Source organism: Streptomyces sp. 12E (assembly GCF_055633275.1).
Window position 1 is genome coordinate 4007198 of sequence record NZ_JBVNCJ010000001.1, and the last position, 16820, is coordinate 4024017.

17 protein-coding genes are annotated in these 16820 nt (G+C 72.9%); 8 read left to right on the forward strand and 9 right to left on the reverse strand.

Annotated elements, in window-relative coordinates; genetic code table 11:
* The first annotated feature begins 30 nt into the window (after nucleotides 1-30).
* The 3 genes from hpt (at nucleotide 31) to folE (ending at nucleotide 3567) form a co-directional block, all read left to right on the forward strand.
* A complete protein-coding gene (gene hpt / locus ACZ8ZB_RS18620) occupies nucleotides 31-591 on the forward strand; it encodes a hypoxanthine phosphoribosyltransferase (RefSeq protein WP_030224979.1) in 561 nt (186 codons plus the stop codon).
* 188 nt (nucleotides 592-779) lie between these two features.
* Nucleotides 780-2819 (forward strand): ATP-dependent zinc metalloprotease FtsH, encoded by a 2040-nt coding sequence (gene ftsH, locus ACZ8ZB_RS18625; protein ID WP_470738823.1) that lies wholly within the window; start codon nucleotides 780-782, stop codon nucleotides 2817-2819.
* A gap of 142 nt (nucleotides 2820-2961) precedes the next feature.
* Nucleotides 2962-3567 carry a GTP cyclohydrolase I FolE gene (folE, locus tag ACZ8ZB_RS18630; protein WP_470738824.1) on the forward strand — a complete coding sequence of 202 codons (606 nt, stop codon included), beginning with the start codon at nucleotides 2962-2964 and terminating at the stop codon, nucleotides 3565-3567.
* 12 nt (nucleotides 3568-3579) lie between these two features.
* Here the strand turns inward: folE and ACZ8ZB_RS18635 are convergent, their stop codons facing one another.
* The 5 genes from ACZ8ZB_RS18635 to folP form a co-directional block, all read right to left on the reverse strand.
* Nucleotides 3580-4068: a DUF3180 domain-containing protein gene (locus tag ACZ8ZB_RS18635; protein ID WP_470738825.1), complete on the reverse strand. Its 489-nt coding sequence runs from the start codon at nucleotides 4066-4068 to the stop codon at nucleotides 3580-3582.
* A 59-nt stretch (nucleotides 4069-4127) separates the two neighbouring features.
* A complete protein-coding gene (folK, locus tag ACZ8ZB_RS18640; protein ID WP_470738826.1) occupies nucleotides 4128-4739 on the reverse strand; it encodes a 2-amino-4-hydroxy-6-hydroxymethyldihydropteridine diphosphokinase in 612 nt (203 codons plus the stop codon).
* Nucleotides 4736-5095 carry a dihydroneopterin aldolase gene (folB, locus tag ACZ8ZB_RS18645; RefSeq protein WP_371237906.1) on the reverse strand — a complete coding sequence of 120 codons (360 nt, stop codon included), beginning with the start codon at nucleotides 5093-5095 and terminating at the stop codon, nucleotides 4736-4738. Before folB ends, folK begins: the two co-directional genes overlap by 4 nt.
* A 256-nt stretch (nucleotides 5096-5351) precedes the next feature.
* The gene (locus ACZ8ZB_RS18650; protein WP_470738827.1) at nucleotides 5352-5855 is read right to left on the reverse strand and encodes a nuclear transport factor 2 family protein; all 504 of its coding nucleotides are present in this window, start codon (nucleotides 5853-5855) and stop codon (nucleotides 5352-5354) included.
* Nucleotides 5852-6766 (reverse strand): dihydropteroate synthase, encoded by a 915-nt coding sequence (folP, locus tag ACZ8ZB_RS18655; protein ID WP_470738828.1) that lies wholly within the window; start codon nucleotides 6764-6766, stop codon nucleotides 5852-5854. The genes ACZ8ZB_RS18650 and folP overlap by 4 nt, the downstream gene beginning before the upstream one ends.
* Before the next feature lie 467 nt (nucleotides 6767-7233).
* Here folP and ACZ8ZB_RS18660 point away from each other — a divergent pair, with 467 nt between their 5' ends.
* Nucleotides 7234-8478, forward strand: coding sequence for a coiled-coil domain-containing protein (locus ACZ8ZB_RS18660; RefSeq protein ID WP_470738829.1), 1245 nt, complete (start codon nucleotides 7234-7236; stop codon nucleotides 8476-8478).
* Between the two features lie 397 nt (nucleotides 8479-8875).
* Here the strand turns inward: ACZ8ZB_RS18660 and ACZ8ZB_RS18665 are convergent, their stop codons facing one another.
* A complete protein-coding gene (locus tag ACZ8ZB_RS18665; protein WP_470738830.1) occupies nucleotides 8876-10210 on the reverse strand; it encodes a PH domain-containing protein in 1335 nt (444 codons plus the stop codon).
* On the reverse strand, nucleotides 10207-10737 hold the full coding sequence (locus ACZ8ZB_RS18670; RefSeq protein WP_470738831.1) for a PH domain-containing protein: 531 nt from the start codon (nucleotides 10735-10737) through the stop codon (nucleotides 10207-10209). Before ACZ8ZB_RS18670 ends, ACZ8ZB_RS18665 begins: the two co-directional genes overlap by 4 nt.
* A 31-nt stretch (nucleotides 10738-10768) precedes the next feature.
* Here ACZ8ZB_RS18670 and ACZ8ZB_RS18675 point away from each other — a divergent pair, with 31 nt between their 5' ends.
* Nucleotides 10769-11920 carry an NADH-quinone oxidoreductase subunit D gene (locus tag ACZ8ZB_RS18675; protein ID WP_468519852.1) on the forward strand — a complete coding sequence of 384 codons (1152 nt, stop codon included), beginning with the start codon at nucleotides 10769-10771 and terminating at the stop codon, nucleotides 11918-11920.
* On the opposite strand, the gene ACZ8ZB_RS18680 is transcribed toward ACZ8ZB_RS18675, so the two are convergent.
* Nucleotides 11885-12925 carry an SAM-dependent methyltransferase gene (locus ACZ8ZB_RS18680; protein WP_470738832.1) on the reverse strand — a complete coding sequence of 347 codons (1041 nt, stop codon included), beginning with the start codon at nucleotides 12923-12925 and terminating at the stop codon, nucleotides 11885-11887. The two genes, ACZ8ZB_RS18675 and ACZ8ZB_RS18680, sit on opposite strands and share 36 nt — an antisense overlap.
* Before the next feature lie 150 nt (nucleotides 12926-13075).
* Here ACZ8ZB_RS18680 and ACZ8ZB_RS18685 point away from each other — a divergent pair, with 150 nt between their 5' ends.
* The 3 genes from ACZ8ZB_RS18685 to ACZ8ZB_RS18695 all read left to right on the forward strand — a co-directional run bounded on the left by ACZ8ZB_RS18685 (nucleotide 13076) and on the right by ACZ8ZB_RS18695 (nucleotide 15683).
* Nucleotides 13076-14278, forward strand: coding sequence for a sensor histidine kinase (locus ACZ8ZB_RS18685; protein ID WP_470738833.1), 1203 nt, complete (start codon nucleotides 13076-13078; stop codon nucleotides 14276-14278).
* A gap of 72 nt (nucleotides 14279-14350) precedes the next feature.
* On the forward strand, nucleotides 14351-15022 hold the full coding sequence (locus tag ACZ8ZB_RS18690; RefSeq protein WP_470738834.1) for a response regulator: 672 nt from the start codon (nucleotides 14351-14353) through the stop codon (nucleotides 15020-15022).
* 31 nt (nucleotides 15023-15053) lie between these two features.
* Nucleotides 15054-15683: an ATP-binding protein gene (locus ACZ8ZB_RS18695; RefSeq protein ID WP_470738835.1), complete on the forward strand. Its 630-nt coding sequence runs from the start codon at nucleotides 15054-15056 to the stop codon at nucleotides 15681-15683.
* An 18-nt stretch (nucleotides 15684-15701) separates the two neighbouring features.
* Here ACZ8ZB_RS18695 and ACZ8ZB_RS18700 read toward each other — a convergent pair whose 3' ends face one another.
* Nucleotides 15702-16808 (reverse strand): DUF5937 family protein, encoded by a 1107-nt coding sequence (locus tag ACZ8ZB_RS18700; RefSeq protein WP_470738836.1) that lies wholly within the window; start codon nucleotides 16806-16808, stop codon nucleotides 15702-15704.
* Nucleotides 16809-16820: the final 12 nt, after the last annotated feature.

Sequence of the window (16820 nt, forward strand, 5' to 3'; positions counted from 1 at the left end):
CCGGACCGGCCGGTGGGACGACCGAAAGTGATGCGGGTGGACGCGAAAGACATGGGTGCCGACCTCGAGAAGGTGCTCATCACCAAGGAAGAGATCGACGCCAAGCTGGTGGAGCTGGCCGCGAAGATCGACGCGGAGTACGCGGGCAAGGACCTGCTGATCGTCGGCGTGCTCAAGGGCGCGGTGATGGTGATGGCCGACCTCGCGCGGGCGCTGTCCACCCCCGTCACGATGGACTGGATGGCCGTGTCCTCGTACGGGGCGGGCACCCAGTCCTCCGGTGTGGTGCGGATCCTCAAGGACCTCGACACCGACATCAAGGGCCGGCACGTCCTGATCGTCGAGGACATCATCGACTCCGGACTGACCCTGTCCTGGCTGATCTCCAACCTCGGCTCGCGCGAGCCCGCCTCCCTCAAGGTGTGCACGCTGCTGCGCAAGCCCGATGCCGCCAAGGTCGCCATCGACGTGGAATGGGCCGGCTTCGACATCCCCAACGAGTTCGTCGTCGGCTACGGCCTCGACTACGCCGAGAAGTACCGCAACCTCCCGTTCGTCGGTACGCTCGCGCCCCACGTCTACGGCGGCTGAGCCCGGGGCCCCGGTCCGCCGTACGGTGGTCGGGAACCCCGGCGGGCTCCGCGGCGTTGGAGCATGCGTGGACGCGATCGCCGGCTGTCCCCCGCAGCTTCGGGGGGCGATGCTGGGGTACCGTCCGAAGAACAGTCTTTATCAAACTCACTATGGCAGGAGGGACGGGGCGGCACCGCTCCGTATGGATGGACGTGAAGCGATACTTCCGTGGGCCGGTCATGTGGATCGTGCTGGCCGTCCTCGCCGTGGTCGTGTTGATGCAGGTCGTCGGCTCGTCCGGCGGCTACAAGACGGTGGACACCGGCGAGGTCGTCCAGGCGATCAATGAGAACAAGGTCGAGTCGGCCAAGCTGACCACCGGCGACGAGCAGACCATCAAGGTCCAGCTCAAGGACGGCGTCGAGGTCAAGGACAGCTCGAAGATCCAGGCGAGCTACATCGGCGACCAGGGCGTCACCATCGCCAGCACGCTGCAGGACAAGTTCCAGAACAAGCAGATCCCGGACGGCTACACGGTCTCGCCGTCCAAGCAGAACCCGTTCGTGAGCATTCTGCTGTCCCTGCTGCCCTTCGTCCTCATCGTCGTGGTCTTCCTGTTCCTGATGAACCAGATGCAGGGCGGCGGCTCCCGCGTCATGCAGTTCGGCAAGTCCAAGGCGAAGCTCATCACCAAGGACACCCCGAAGACGACGTTCGCCGACGTCGCGGGGTCGGACGAGGCGGTGGAGGAGCTCCACGAGATCAAGGAGTTCCTGCAGGAGCCGGCGAAGTTCCAGGCCGTCGGGGCGAAGATCCCCAAGGGCGTCCTGCTCTACGGCCCGCCCGGCACCGGTAAGACCCTGCTCGCGCGCGCCGTCGCGGGCGAGGCCGGCGTGCCGTTCTACTCGATCTCCGGTTCCGACTTCGTCGAGATGTTCGTCGGTGTCGGCGCCTCCCGGGTCCGTGACCTGTTCGAACAGGCCAAGGCCAACGCTCCGGCGATCGTCTTCGTCGACGAGATCGACGCGGTCGGCCGTCACCGCGGCGCCGGCCTCGGCGGCGGTCACGACGAGCGCGAGCAGACCCTGAACCAGCTCCTCGTCGAGATGGACGGCTTCGACGTCAAGGGCGGCGTGATCCTCATCGCCGCGACGAACCGGCCCGACATCCTCGACCCGGCGCTGCTGCGCCCCGGCCGCTTCGACCGCCAGATCGCGGTCGACCGTCCGGACATGCAGGGCCGCCTCGAGATCCTCAAGGTGCACCAGAAGGGCAAGCCGGTCGCCCCGGACGTCGACCTGTCGGCCGTCGCCCGCCGGACCCCCGGCATGACCGGCGCCGACCTGGCCAACGTGCTGAACGAGGCCGCGCTGCTGACCGCGCGCAGCGATCAGAAGCTGATCGACAACAAGATGCTGGACGAGGCGATCGACCGTGTGGTCGCGGGCCCGCAGAAGCGGACCCGGATCATGTCGGACAAGGAGAAGAAGATCACCGCGTACCACGAGGGCGGACACGCCCTGGTGGCGGCGGCCTCCCCGAACTCCGACCCCGTCCACAAGATCACGATCCTCTCCCGGGGCCGTGCCCTCGGCTACACGATGGTGCTCCCGGACGAGGACAAGTACTCGACCACGCGCAACGAGATGCTGGACCAGCTCGCCTACATGCTGGGCGGCCGCGCGGCCGAGGAGCTCGTCTTCCACGACCCGACCACCGGCGCCGCCAACGACATCGAGAAGGCCACCGGTGTGGCCCGCGCGATGGTCACGCAGTACGGCATGACCGAGCGTCTCGGTGCGATCAAGTTCGGCGGGGACAACACCGAGCCGTTCCTCGGACGTGAGATGGCTCACCAGCGCGACTACTCGGAAGAGGTCGCCGCGCTGGTCGACGAAGAGGTCAAGAAGCTCATCGAGACCGCGCACAACGAGGCGTGGGAGATCCTCGTCGAGAACCGCGACGTCCTCGACAACCTGGTCCTGGCCCTCCTGGAGCGGGAGACGCTGGGCAAGGAGGAGATCGCCGAGATCTTCGCGCCGATCGTCAAGCGCCCGCCCAGGCCCGCCTGGACCGGCTCCTCCCGACGCACGCCGTCCACCCGCCCGCCGGTCCTCTCCCCCAAGGAGCTGGCCCTGACGAACGGGGCGAACGGCGCGATGCCGGCCATCACCACCGCCAAGAGCACCGCGGCGGACCCCGCCCCGGCACCGGAGCGGACCCCGGAGGAGCGCCCCGAGAGCTGACCTCGAGGCTCCCGGCGGCCCCGCCGGGCCCGGAATGGATGCCGCGCCCCCCTGGTTCTAGCCTGGGGGGCGCGGCATTTGCGTGTCCGCGGTGGAGACGCGTGTCCCTCACGCGTGAAAGCACAGGAACGAGGCATCCCACATGACCGACCCCGTGACGCTGGACGGCATGGCCCCCATCGGCGAGTTCGACGAGAAGCGGGCCCGGAACGCCGTGCGCGAACTGCTGATCGCCGTCGGCGAGGACCCCGACCGGGAGGGCCTGCTGGAGACGCCGGCGCGGGTGGCGCGGGCGTACCGGGAGATATTCGCAGGGCTGTGGCAGAAGCCCGAGGACGTGCTGACGACGACGTTCGACCTCGGTCACGACGAGATGGTGCTGGTCAAGGACATCGAGGTGTACTCGACCTGTGAGCACCACCTGGTGCCGTTCCGGGGTGTGGCGCACGTCGGGTACATCCCGGCCACCAGCGGCAAGATCACGGGACTGTCCAAGCTGGCCCGGCTGGTGGACGTCTACGCCCGCCGCCCCCAGGTGCAGGAGCGGCTCACCACGCAGATCGCGGACTCCCTGATGGAGATCCTGGAGCCGCGCGGGGTGATCGTGGTCGTGGAGTGCGAGCACATGTGCATGTCGATGCGGGGCATCCGCAAGCCCGGTGCGAAGACCCTCACCTCGGCCGTGCGCGGTCAGCTGCGGGACGCGGCGACGCGCAACGAGGCGATGAGCCTGATCATGGCGCGCTGACGCGAGCGCGTCTCATGCCGCCGGAGCCGTGCCCGGTCCGGTCGTGTCGTCGTCCTCCGGGAGCTTGCAGACGCGCTCCAGGAAGATGGCCGCCGCTATGACGCCGATGCCCGCCAGGACCGAGAAGCCGGCGTAGATGGCCTGGTCACGGCGGGCGGGCACGTCCAGGGACTCCAGCAGGAAGACGCCCGTGCCGCCGTACATGCCGGCGACGAGCGCGGCCACCAGGGCGCTGGCCTGCCCGAACACGACCGCCCGGGCCGCCATCAGGGGGTCGACCCCCTTGGCGCCGGTCTGCCGCTCCCGCTGGGCCTTGAGGCGGGCGCGGAGGGACAGCGCGGTGGCCGCGAGGACCACCGCGATCAGGGCGAGGACGATGGGCGCGGCCACGGGAACGCTCGGCAGGGTGCCCAGGGAGTTCCAGAGGCGGGCGCCGGCCCAGGACAGGATCCCGGCCACGGCGAAGACGCCTGCCAGCACCCTGATGCGCAGCTCTTTCACGGTGTCCCTTCGCGTTCCCCGGACGGTGCCCCGGAAGGTGGTCGTGTCGACCTTAACGGCTACTCGGGCAGCCGGAGTTCCAGGTCGGCGCGGGGCGTGACGCCCTCCCGGGTGACCGCGCCGAGGAGATCGGCGACCGGACCGCGGCCGGGCAGCTCCGCCCCGGGGTCGACGTCGTGCCAGGGGGCGAGCACGAAGGCGCGCTCGTGGGCGCGCGGATGCGGGAGCGTGAGGTGCGGGTCGTCGGAGTGGAGGTCCGCGTAGGAGACGATGTCCACGTCCAGGGTGCGCGGGCCCCAGCGCTCGTCCCGGACCCGGTGGAAGGCCTCCTCGACCGCGTGCGCCCGCTCCAGCAGGGAGGACGGGGGCAGGGTGGTCTTCAGGATCACGACCGCGTTGAAGTACGAGGGCTGGCTGCCGGACTCGACGCCCCACGGCTCCGTCTCGTACACGGGGGAGACGGCCTTGACCCGGATGCCCGGGGTGTCCTCCAGGGCGTCGACGGCCCCCTGGAGGGTCTCCAGGCGGTTGCCGAGGTTGGCGCCGAGGGAGACCACGGCCCGTTTCGGGTTGTGCAGGGTGGCGTCGGCGGCGTCGACCTGCTCGACCACGGAGGCGGGGACGGGCTGGACGGTCGGGTCGGTCTGGCCCTGGATGGACGGCCTGGTCATACGCGGCTCCGGGTGATGGTGACGGTCACGTCGTCGAAGGGCACGGTGATCGGAGCGTCCGGCTTGTGGACGCACACCTCGACCTCCTGCACCACGTCGTGCTTCAGGCAGACCTGGGCGATGTGCTCGGCGAGCGTCTCGATGAGGTCGACGGGCTCGCCCTGGACGACCGCCACGACCTCCTCGGCCACGATGCCGTAGTGCACGGTCTTCGTCAGGTCGTCGTCGGCCGCGGCCGGCCGGGTGTCCAGGCCGAGGACGAGGTCCACGATGAAGGTCTGGCCCTCCTCCCGCTCCTTGGGGAACACACCGTGGTGCCCGCGGGCCTTCAGGCCGCGCAGCGCGACACGATCCACGCGAATCACTCCTGCAGTCGTCGGTCCGGCCGGTCGGCGTCCGTGCGGCACACCGGCCCGCACTCGAATCTACCCGTGGCCGCCGACGGCGCCGACGGCCCGGGGGTGCGGACACGGGCCGGTGGCCGGGGTCGTCACCGTCCGTTTCCCCCGGGGGCGCCGGGGGTTCACGGCGTGGTGGCGGTCCCTGCCCGCTCCGCCGTGACACCGGCCACTTCCGGTGAGGGGCGACGGGCCTCCCTGTCCGTCTACCCGCTCAGGCCGGGGTGTCGTCGTCCTCGCCCTCCTCTTCCTCGGCGAGGACCGGGGAGGCGTGGTGGGACCAGAGCTTCCAGCCGGACGGGGTGCGCCGGAACACGTTGGTGGCGACGACGAGCTGGCCGACCAGGGGGCCGAGCTCCTCGCCGGCCTCGGGGGCGGGGCCGCCGCTGAGGATGTTCTCGGTGCAGGTCACCACGGCGGTGTCGCCGGTGACGGAGACGTGCGTGTCGGTGAGGAAGAACTGGATGTAGTCGGTGTTCGCCATGATCAGGGCGTAGGACCTGAGGACCTCGCCGCGTCCGGTGAGCACGGGCCAGCCGGGGTGCACGCAGGAGACCACGCCGGTGTCCGCGGGGTCGTGGTACGACTCGTCGACGCCGAGGTCGCCGGGGGTCAGCCAGAGCGAGGCGACCTCTTCGAAGTCACCCCTCTCGAGTGCCTCGTAGAAGGCGGTGTTGGCGGCCTCGACGTGCTCGACATCGGTGTGGGGTGCGCTCACCGGGCTCCTTCTGCGCCGTGCGCGCCGGATTCGGGGGGTGTGGGGTCCGTCGTGCGGGCCTGTGCGACGGCGTGCGCGACCCGTACGGCGTCCGCGGTGGCGCGCACCTCGTGCACGCGGACCGCCCAGGCGCCGGCCTGTGCGGCGAGGGCGGAGACGGCGGCGGTGGCCGCGTCGCGTTCCCGCGCGGGCGGGAGCGTGCCGTCCGGGCCGGCCAGGACGCGGCCGAGGAACCGCTTGCGGGAGGCGGCGACCAGGACCGGGTGGCCGAGGGCCAGGACGCGGTCGAGGCGGGCGAGGAGGGCCAGGTCGTGGTCGGCGTCCTTGGAGAAGCCGAGGCCGGGGTCGACGATCACCCGGTCGGCGGCGACTCCGCCTTCCAGGACGGCCTCCACACGCGCGTGGAGCTCCTCCGCGACCTCCGCGACCACGTCGGTGTACACGCCCTTGATGCTGCCGCCCGCCAGGAAGCCGCGCCAGTGCATGACGACGAAGGGGGCGCCGGCGGCGGCGACGACGGGGATCATCGCGGGGTCGGCGAGTCCGCCGCTGACGTCGTTGACCAGGACGGCGCCGGCCGCGAGGGACTGTTCGGCGACGGAGGCGCGCATGGTGTCGACGGAGACGGTGACGCCCTCGGCGGCGAGGCCGCGGACCACGGGGATGACGCGCTTGAGCTCCTCGGCCTCGTCGACGCGGGTGGCGCCGGGCCGGGTGGACTCGCCGCCGACGTCGACCAGGTCGGCGCCCCGGGTGACCAGGTCGAGGCCGTGTTTGACGGCGGTCGTCGTGTCGAACCAGCGGCCGCCGTCGGAGAAGGAGTCGGGGGTGACGTTCACGACTCCCATGACCGCGCAGCGGTCCCGGTGAGGAAGGCCCGCGACCTGGCGGCGTCCGCTGTGGTTGCTCATATCTTCAGCGTAGGCCCAGGGAGGGGCCGGGGTGCGCCTCGGGCCGGGCAGGGCCTTGGGGGCACGGCCGCGTTCCGTCCGGGGCCGGTGACCGGCCGACGGGGGAGTGGCCGGCGGGGGAGCGGCACGGCGCTTCCTCACCCGTTCCGGCCGGTCACCGGCCCCCGTGGTCCCGCGCGGGATCCTCGCACCGGCGCCGATCCGGGCGTCAGGCGGTGAGGGTGACCTCCGGGCGGTGCCGGGGAGGAGGTGTTCACCGTGCGGGGCAAAGCGGTCGGGGGTGCCGGGAGTTCGGCGGGCGGAGTGCGGCGGGCGGTTCAGCGGGGCGATAAACGATCTTGATAATCGGGTCATACATCTATTCACGTGTGACGCGCGTTCCCTGATGTCCTGTGAAAGCCTCGGCAATGCTTTGTTTTTACAGGGCGGGGCGCCAACATTCGCCTACGCGCGGTAAGTTTCTGGCCATGCCACGTGGACGTCACCGTCATTCCCCGCCCCTGCACAGGATGCTGCCCCCGTCGGCGATCGCAGGCGTGTCCGTCGTCTGCGCCCTGGGGCCCTGGGTGTTCACGCAACCGATGGTGCTCCGTGTCCTGGCCGCGGCCGCCGCGGTCACGGCGATCGGCGGCGCCGTCGTCATGCGGCACTGGGACATCCAGGCGGGCAAACGCGTCGCCGATCTCACGCGCGCGCGTGCGAGCGACGAATGGCGTTTCGAGGAGCGGGTCGCCGAACTGGAGTCCGGTCTCGAGGAGTCGCGCGAGCTGCGGGCGAAACTGGAGCAGCGGTTGCGCGCCAAGCGCGCGGAACTCGCCGGGCTGCGCAACGAGCACGCGGCTCTGCTGCGGCGGTACGCCGCCTCCGAGACCGACCGGGCGAGCGTCCTGGAAGAACGCCGGGTGCTCGAGATAGAGGCCTCGGTTCCGGCCCGCGCGCTGCCGGCGGGACTGCCGGCGGTGCCCGAGGACGCGGAGGCGCCCGCGGGGGCGGCGTCCGAGACGGTGGAGCAGGGCGAGGCCGTCGCCGAGGAGGCGCCGGCGGCTCCCTCGGTCTTCTCGCCGGAGGGGGCGAAGCTGTTCCTGCGTGCCGGCGCGGCACTGGCGCGGCTCGCCGAGGCCGCCGACGCCGCGGAGGACGGCGCCGGCACGGACGCGCGGGCCGACGAGGCGCCCGGTCCGGCCGGTGACGGTACCCGGACGGGTGACACGCCGCAGGGCGACGACGCCCCCGAGGGCCCCGAGGACGACGGCCCCGAGCCCACGAAGCGGCCCGGGCGGGAGCAGGCGCGGGAGGACGAGGGCGAGGGGCGGCCCGAGGCGACCGACGAGCACGGGCGTACGACCACCTCCCCCGCGCCGGCCGCTTCCCCGGACCGGTCCGCGCGGCAGCCCTCCGGGCACTTCGCCGTGCCGACGGCGGTGGCGGTCGTACCGCCGACCGCACCGGTGCGGCGGCCGGTGTCCGACGGCGGCTTCGACTTCTTCGGGACGAAGCGGGAGACGGACGGCACCGCCCTGGACGCCGTGCAGAACGAGGACCTCGCCGACGTCGTCGGCCAGGAGGCGCTCGCGCTGCACAAGGCGGAGACCGAGGCGCGGTTCAAGCCCGCCGACGCGGAGGCGCGCGGCGCCGGCCAGGTCATCGACCTGACGGCACACGACGAGACGGAGCACATCGACGTCGAGGGCCTGCGCAGCGCGGCCTCCTGAACCACCGGCCACCCCGACGGGCCCCGCGCACACCGCGCGGGGCCCGTCGGGGTTCCACCGCGCCCGCGCGCGGACGGTGCCGTCCGACGGCCGGGACGGGCCCCAGGGCCGGTGCGCGGCCTTCCCCGCCCGCCGTGCGCCGCGCCCGTCCCGCCCCGGTCGTCCCGCCAGGGCGCTCGAGGCCCGTGTGCGGCCTCGGAGACCGGCAGGGTGACTCCTGGGGCCTTGTGGTGTCACTGTGGCTGTGGCGGGCGTTCTCGCCCTCTGCCGTGTCCGTCGCGTGGTCCTGTCAGGGGTCCCGAGGTCCCGTGCCGCTGCGGGGGCCGGCGGGGTGGCTCGGGGAGCCTGTGTGCCGTCGCCCCAGCGGCCCCGGCAGATGCTCCGCCCCCTGCGGAGGTCAGGTCATCCAGCGGTCCGGGCGGGCGTCCCTGCGGCCGGTGCGGGAGCGCTCCGCCTGGGAGCGCAGGAGGGCCGCCGCCTCGCCGGCGTCCCGGAGGCGGGCCGTCACCGACTTGTTCGCGCCGGTGTCCACGTGGACGTCCGCGACACCCCGGGCCCGCTGCCAGGGGCCCTGGGCCAGCCGTACGCTCTGCACCTTGGCGTGCGGCACCAGGGACAGGCTGCGACGCAGCAGCCCGTGGCGGGCGGCGAACACCGCGTCGGTGACGGCGAGTCCGTAGCCGCGCCACCACACCGGAACGCACCACCGCGCGCGGCGCGGCGGCGGGACGAGCGCCTCGTGCGGGGGCACGCTCACCCCGGGCAGCACCCGCGCGACCACCGACTCGGCGAGTTCGCGCGGGGCGACCGGCAGCAGCAGGGAGTTGGACGAACCCGCCACGTCCAGTTCCACCCGCACCCAGCCCCGGCGCCGCCACAGCAGCGGCTCGACCAGCCGTACCGTCTGCACGCGCCCCGGCGGCACCGTCTCGTGCGCCCGGTCCAGCAGCCCGTGGTCGATGCGCAGCCCGTCGGGCGACTCGCCCAGCGTCCAGTCGTACTCGGCGACGAACCGGCCCACACTGCTCGCGCCCGCGGCGCCGAACAGCGGCACGGCCGCGGCGAGCACCGTCCACAGGCTGTGGGTGGCCGCCCACAGCAGCGGCACCACGACGCAGGCGACGATGAGCCAGCCCCAGGTCGCCGCGGTCAGCAGCAGGGAGACGGCCAGGACGCCCGGCGGCACCCGCAGCATCTCCCGGGACGGCGCCTCGCCCACCTCGTGCGCGGTCTCCGGCGCGAAACCCGCCGCCCGCGCGAGGAGTTCCGCGCGCAGGGCACGCGCCTCGCCGGCGCCCAGGAAGGCGAGTTCGTCCTTCTTGTCGGTGCCTATGACGTCGATTCTGAGCTTCGCCACGCCCGCCACCCGCGCGAGCAGCGGCTGGGTGACGTCGATGGCCTGGATCCGTTCGAGGCGGATGTGCGCGGTGCGCCGGAACAGCAGCCCGGTCCGGATGCGCAGCTCGCTCCCGGTCACCGCGAAGTGGGTGAACCACCAGGTCAGAAAGCCGTAGAGGGCGGCGGCCGGGATGAGCACGGCGAGACCGATCAGCAGGGTCGTCGTCGTCAGCCGGGTCAGCTGGCGCTGCGCCTGGTCGGGGTCGTGCAGCGCCCACCCGATCAGCACCGCGACGGGCGCCCACGCCCGCCTGAGCGGCGTGACGGGGTGCAGCCGCCTCTCGGTCACGGGCGGCCGGCCGCGCACGTCCTCGGGGACGCCGGGGGCCGTCACAGCCCCGCCGATCGGGCCTCGCCGAGCTCGGTGAGCCGGTCGCGCAACCGCTCCGCCTCGGCCGGGTCGAGGCCGGGGATGGTGGCGTCGGTCGCCGCCGCCGCCGTGTGCAGCTGCACGCTGGCCAGCCCGAAGTGCCGTTCCACGGGCCCGGAGGCGACCTCGACCAGCTGCATCCGCCCGTACGGCACGACCGTCTCCTCGCGCCACAGCACGCCCCGGCTGATCAGCAGGTCGTCGGCGCGTTCCGCGTACCGCCAGGAGCGCCAGTTCCGTTCCAGCATCACCCAGCCCCAGACCAGCAGGGCCAGCGGCAGCAGCGCGAAGGCGGCCCAGCCGGGCCCGGCCAGCAGCCCCGGCACCAGCGCGGTGGCCAGGGTCAGCAGCCCCAGCCACACCACCAGCAGCAGCCGCCGCATCCTCAGCAGTCCCGGGGGCAGCGCGATCCACCCCGGCTCCTCGCCGCCCGGCGCCGCCGGCCCACCCGTTCCCGCTGTCCCCGTGTCGTGCGTGCTCCCCGTCTCCATGGCCCCAGCGTACGTAGGGGAGACTGTGTTCATGACTCCCACGACGGAGACCATGGTCGGCATCGGCGGCGCGGCGGAGAGCACCGACATGGTGCTCAACATCGGGCCCCAGCACCCGTCCACGCACGGCGTGCTGCGGCTGAAGCTCGTCCTGGACGGCGAGCGCATCGTCCGCGCGGAGCCGGTGATCGGTTACATGCACCGGGGCGCGGAGAAGCTGTTCGAGGCCCGGGACTACCGGCAGATCATCATGCTGGCCAACCGTCACGACTGGCTGTCGGCGTTCTCCAACGAGCTGGGCGTGGTCCTCGCCGTGGAGCGGATGCTCGGCATGGAGGTCCCCGAGCGCGCGGTGTGGCTGCGCACGCTGCTCGCGGAGCTGAACCGGGTGCTCAACCACCTGATGTTCCTCGGCTCCTATCCGCTGGAACTGGGCGGCATCACCCCGATCTTCTACGCCTTCCGGGAGCGCGAGGAGCTCCAGCACGTCATGGAGGAGGTCTCCGGCGGGCGCATGCACTACATGTTCAACCGCGTGGGCGGCCTCAAGGAGGACCTCCCGGCGGGATGGACCGCACGCGCGCGCGGCGCCGTCGCCGACGTGCGCTCCCGCATGGACCGCTTCGACGACCTGGTGCTCGGCAACGAGATCTTCCGCGGCCGCACGCGCGGCGTGGGCGTGCTGTCGCCCCGGGCGGTGCACGCGTACGGCGTGAGCGGGCCGATCGCGCGGGGCTCCGGCGTCGACTTCGACCTGCGCCGCGACGAGCCGTACCTCGCCTACGGCGAACTGGGCGACGTCCTGAAGGTGGTGACCCGCGCGGAGGGCGACTGCCTCGCCCGCTTCGAGTGCCTCCTGGAGCAGACCCACAACGCCCTCGACCTCGCCGACGCCTGTCTCGACCGGCTCGCCGAGCTGCCCCCGGGCCCGGTCAACCAGCGGCTCCCGAAGGTGCTCAAGGCGCCCGAGGGGCACACGTACGCATGGACCGAGAACCCGCTCGGCATCAACGGCTACTACCTGGTCAGCAAGGGCGAGAAGACGCCGTACCGGCTGAAGCTGCGCTCGGCGTCGTACAACAACATCCAGGCGCTCACCGAGCTGCTGCCGGGGACGCTGGTCGCGGACATGGTGGCGATCCTCGGATCAATGTTCTTCGTCGTCGGCGACATCGACAAATAGGTCCCCCGCGTCCGCGATCCCCACCGGCTGCACCAGCCAGCCGAAGTCGCCGAGTCCGCCCGGCGCGGTGAGTTCGGCGGCCTCCCCGGCGCCCGCGAGGGCGCGCACGTACCCGGCAGGGTCGGTGGAGGCCAGCGTGAGCGGGGGGCGTGCGCCGCTGAGGCCCAGGGCGCGCAGGGCGTCCCGCTGGGTCAGCAGGCGCGTGCCGGGGAGCGCGCGGGCCGCGGCGCACGCGTCCAGGGCCACATGCGCGGTGAGGTCGCACGTCCCGTCCGGCACGGGCGTCGTCTCCCGCCCCTCCCGGAACGCCGTGAGCGTCCCGAACGGCGGCCGCGCGGTGGCCGTGTGCGCGTAGTCCACGGCGACGGCGAGCCCCCGCGCGAGCGTGCCGACGGCCGAGGCCCAGGCCCGGTCCCGGGGCAGTCCGATCTCCGCGCGGAGCCCCTCCTCGGCCGCCAGCGGCCACCACCGCGCCAGCCACGCGGCCTCCGCACCGGCGACCGGCTCCCCGAGCCGCTCCGTGCCGTCCTCCCGCACCAGCACCAGCCGCGGTACGCCCGACGGGTCCACCTCGGCGACGTCCACGGGCACGTTGTCCAGCCACTCGTTGGCGAAGAGCAGTCCGGTGATCCCCTCCGGGGGGTCGGACCGCCACTCGATCCGGTGGTCCAGCCCGGCCGGCCGATCGGCGAGCTCGACGGCATGCGCGCGTACGCGCGGCGTCACGTCGGCGGGCAGCGCGGCGAGGACGCCGGTGACCAGTTCGCCCCGCCCGGCCGCCATGTCCACGAAGTCGAGCACCGCCGGCCGCCCCAGGGCCTCGTCGACCCGGCACAGCAGTCGTGCCACGGCGCCCGCGAACAGCGGCGAGGCGTGCACGGACGTACGGAAGTGCCCGGCCGGGCCCGCGCCGGACCCGCGGTAGAAGCCGCCGGGACCGTACAGGGCGTCCTGGGCCGCCGCCCGCCAGCCCCGCCGGCCCGCCTCCCCGGCCTCCGTCGTCACCGGTTCCGCTCACCCGCCCTCGCCGTCCTCACCGGCCCAGGTTAAGCGCACGGACGTGCCCGGCCTCCACCTTGCGGAGTACACGCGCCGACCGGGGATCGGCCCTCCGGTTGACCCCCGCACACATTTCGCTTCCCTACGCTGGGTTACGTGCAGCTCCTCTATGACTTCCTCCGCAGACACCCGACGTGGGTCGACGGCTTCTGGGCCGTGGTCCTGTTCGGGATTTCGGTGTTCAGCGGAACGAGCATGGAAGGGCTGCGGGGGACGGACCTGCCCGTCCTCATCGTGCCGGTCGCGCTGCTGCTGTCGCTGGTCGTCGCGCTGCGCCGCCGGATGCCCGAGCGGATGCTGGTCCTCGCCCTCGTCGTGGGCCTGGGTCAGCTGGTCACGGACGTGGCGACGCTGCCCGCCGACTTCGCCCTGCTGGTGATCGTCTACACGGTCGCGGCGGTCGGGGCGCGCTGGGCCTCCCGCCTGGCGCTGACCGCCGGCCTGTGCGCGGCCCCGCTGGCGCAGCTGCGCTGGCCCAACGAGGACGTGAGCGTGGCGACCAACCTCGCCGTGATGATCCTCCAGGCCGTGCCCTTCGCCCTCGCCTGGGTGCTCGGCGACTCCATCCGCACCCGCCGCGCGTACTTCGCGCAGCTGGAGGAGCGGGCCGCCCGGCTGGAGAAGGAGCGCGAGGCGCAGGCCAAGGTCGCGGTCGCCGCCGAGCGCGCCCGGATAGCCCGCGAGCTGCACGACGTCGTCGCGCACAACGTGTCGGTGATGGTGGTGCAGGCCGACGGGGCCGCCTACGTCCTCGACGCCGCCCCCGACCAGGCGAAGAAGGCCCTGGAGACGATCTCCTCCACCGGCCGCCAGGCCCTCGCCGAGATGCGCCGCCTGCTGGGCGTGCTGCGCACCGGGGAGCACCAGGAGGCCGGGGAGTACGTGCCGCAGCCCGACGTGCGGCAGATCGAGGACCTCGTCGAGCAGTGCCGGGGGTCGGGGCTGCCGGTGGACTTCAAGGTCGAGGGCACCCCGCGTCCGCTGCCCAGCGGCGTCGAGCTCACCGCGTACCGCATCGTGCAGGAGGCGCTCACCAACACCCGCAAGCACGGCGGACCGCACGCGGGAGCCAGCGTGCGCCTGGTGTACTTCGACGACGGTCTCGGCCTCCTCGTGGAGGACGACGGCAAGGGCGCCCCGCACGAGCTGTACGAGGAGGGCGGGTCCGACGGCCAGGGCCACGGCCTGATCGGCATGCGCGAGCGGGTCGGCATGGTCGGCGGCACCCTGGACGCGGGCCCACGGCCCGGCGGAGGATTCCGCATCAGTGCGCTGCTGCCGCTCAAACCCGCGCTCTGACACCCGCGCGCCCGCTGTTGACACCTGTCACACCTCCTGCGAAGACCCGACGGACGATGGGAAGAGGCCCCGATGACGATCCGCGTGATGCTCGTCGACGACCAGGTGCTGCTGCGCACCGGATTCCGGATGGTGCTCGCCGCCCAGCCGGACATGGACGTCGTGGCGGAGGCGGGCAACGGCGTCGAGGCCCTGGAGGTGCTGCGCTCCACCGACGTCGACGTGGTGCTGATGGACGTCCGCATGCCCAAGCTCGACGGCGTGGAGACGACCCGCCGGATCTGCGCGGACACCGATCCGCCGAAGGTGCTGATCCTCACCACCTTCGACCTCGACGAGTACGCCTTCTCCGGGCTCAAGGCGGGCGCGTCCGGCTTCATGCTCAAGGACGTGCCGCCGGGCGAGCTGCTCGCCGCGATCCGCGCGGTGCACAGCGGCGACGCCGTGGTCGCCCCGTCCACCACCCGCCGGCTCCTGGACCGGTTCGCGCCGATGCTGCCCAGCGCGGGCAAGCAGCCCGAGCACAAGGAGCTGGAACGGCTCACCGAGCGCGAGCGGGAGGTCATGGTGCTGGTCGCGCAGGGCCTGTCCAACGGCGAGATCGCGGCCCGGCTGGTGCTCTCCGAGGCGACCGTGAAGACCCACGTGGGCCGCATCCTGACCAAACTGGGCCTGCGGGACCGGGTGCAGGTGGTCGTCCTCGCCTACGAGACGGGTCTGGTGCGGGCCGGTGGACGCGGCTGAACGGACGGCCGCGCGTCGGTGGTGTCGGTCCATGCTGCTGTGGATCAACGGCCCCTTCGGGGGCGGCAAGACACAGACCGCGTACGAGATACGGCGCCGTCTGCCGGGCAGCGTCGTCTGCGATCCCGAGCATCCCGGCTTCGGCCTGCACCGCATGCTGCCGCCCGCACTGCGCGGCGACTTCCAGGACCTGCGGGCCTGGCGGCAGGGCGTCGTCGAGGTCCTCGACCTCACCCTGACCGAGCACGACGGCGTGGTGATCGCCCCCATGACCGTCACCGACTCCGGGTACTTCGCGGAGACCGTGGGCCGGCTGCGCGAGCTCGGCCACGACGTACGCCACTTCACCCTCCTCGCCGAACGGGCGACGGTGCTGCGGCGGCTGCGCGAGCGCGGCTTCGGTCACCTCCTCGGGTCCGTTCTGGGCAACGCCTCCCCACGCCGGGAGAGCTGGGCGGTGCAGCGGCTCGACCACTGCCTGGAGCGGCTGAGCGAGCCGGAGTTCGCCGAGCACCTGTGGACCGACCGCACCACGGTGCCGGGAACGGCCGACCGCATCGCCGCGCTGGCCGGACTGGCCCTGCGCCCCGACGACGGGGGCCGGCTGCGGACCCGGCTGCGGCAGACGGGCGTGAGCATCCGCCACATCCGCTTCGACTGACGGACGCCGCCCGCGCCCTCAGCGCAGGATCCCCTCCAGGAAGTCGCTGCCGAGCCGGGCCACCGCCGTCACGTCCAGCTGGTGCAGCACGTACCGCCCGCGGCGGCGGGTGGTGATCAGCCCGGCCTTCTTCAGCACGCCCAGGTGCCGGGAGATCTCCGGCGCCGTCATGCCGTGCACCTGGACCAGCTCGCCGGTGGTGTACGCGCTGCGGGCGAGGTGGCGGCACATGCGCATGCGGACCGGGTGGGACAGCGCGGTCATCCGCAGGGCCAGCTGCTCGACCGTCGGCGGGGCGGCCGGCTCGGCGGAGCCGACCGGGTAGTGCAGCACCGGCTGCCAGCCGTGCCGGTGCAGCACCATCAGGTGCGGCCGGCCGAGACTGGTCGGGATCAGCAGCAGCCCGCCGTCGCCCGTGGCCGTACGCCCCTCGCCCAGCTTGTCGACGGTGATCCGCCCGGCGGCCTCGTCGAGCGTCACCGCGGGCGACACCGCCGCCAGCGCCTCGGCCAGTCCCTTGTGCCGGAGCAGGTCGGTCTTGTGGCGGGTGTCCGCGGCGAGTCCGTGCCGCAGCCGGGACCACGTCTCGGCGAAGAACGCCTCGTCGCAGTCCCGCAGGAACCGCCGCAGCCAGGTCCTGATCCGCGGCGGGTCGGCGAGCAGCCGCTCGGTGAACTCCGTCTGGCGCGGCCCGCGCGCGGCGGCCAGCTCCAGCGAGCGGCGCCGCAGCCCCTCGTCGGTGAGCGGGCCCGCGCCCGGGGCGCCGTAGGGGAGCGCGCAGGTGAACTCCAGGGCGGCGTCCACGAACTGCTCGTCGGACAGCTTGTCCAGCAGGTCCAGTTCCTCGGTGAGCGTGCCGCCCGGGAGCGCCGTGCGGTCCGGTGTGCCGGCGCTCGGCAGGAACAGGTCCGAGAACGTCGTGCGCCACAGGAAGTCGGCCTCGCACATCCGGTCCGCGAGGTGCGGGTCCAGCCGCGCGGTCACGCCCGTCACCCAGCCCTGGAGCCCCGGATGGTGCCCGGGCTCGGACAGCGCGTGCAGCGCCATGCCGAGCTCGGCGAGGGGCGAGGGCACGGCGGCGACCCTCTCCGGCCGCAGCCCCGCGATGTCGATGGTCACGCTCATGCCCACATGGTG

Excerpts from the sequence above, each read along its gene's own strand:
- hpt (WP_030224979.1), top strand. The coding sequence starts at position 31 with ATGCGGGTGGACGCGAAAGACATGGGTGCCGACCTCGAGAAGGTGCTC.
- ftsH (WP_470738823.1), top strand. The coding sequence starts at position 780 with ATGGACGTGAAGCGATACTTCCGTGGGCCGGTCATGTGGATCGTGCTG.
- folE (WP_470738824.1), top strand. The coding sequence starts at position 2,962 with ATGACCGACCCCGTGACGCTGGACGGCATGGCCCCCATCGGCGAGTTC.
- folK (WP_470738826.1), bottom strand. The coding sequence starts at position 4,739 with ATGACCAGGCCGTCCATCCAGGGCCAGACCGACCCGACCGTCCAGCCC.
- folP (WP_470738828.1), bottom strand. The coding sequence starts at position 6,766 with ATGAGCAACCACAGCGGACGCCGCCAGGTCGCGGGCCTTCCTCACCGG.
- ACZ8ZB_RS18660 (WP_470738829.1), top strand. The coding sequence starts at position 7,234 with ATGCCACGTGGACGTCACCGTCATTCCCCGCCCCTGCACAGGATGCTG.
- ACZ8ZB_RS18670 (WP_470738831.1), bottom strand. The coding sequence starts at position 10,737 with ATGGAGACGGGGAGCACGCACGACACGGGGACAGCGGGAACGGGTGGG.
- ACZ8ZB_RS18675 (WP_468519852.1), top strand. The coding sequence starts at position 10,769 with ATGACTCCCACGACGGAGACCATGGTCGGCATCGGCGGCGCGGCGGAG.
- ACZ8ZB_RS18690 (WP_470738834.1), top strand. The coding sequence starts at position 14,351 with ATGACGATCCGCGTGATGCTCGTCGACGACCAGGTGCTGCTGCGCACC.
- ACZ8ZB_RS18695 (WP_470738835.1), top strand. The coding sequence starts at position 15,054 with ATGCTGCTGTGGATCAACGGCCCCTTCGGGGGCGGCAAGACACAGACC.
- ACZ8ZB_RS18700 (WP_470738836.1), bottom strand. The coding sequence starts at position 16,808 with ATGAGCGTGACCATCGACATCGCGGGGCTGCGGCCGGAGAGGGTCGCC.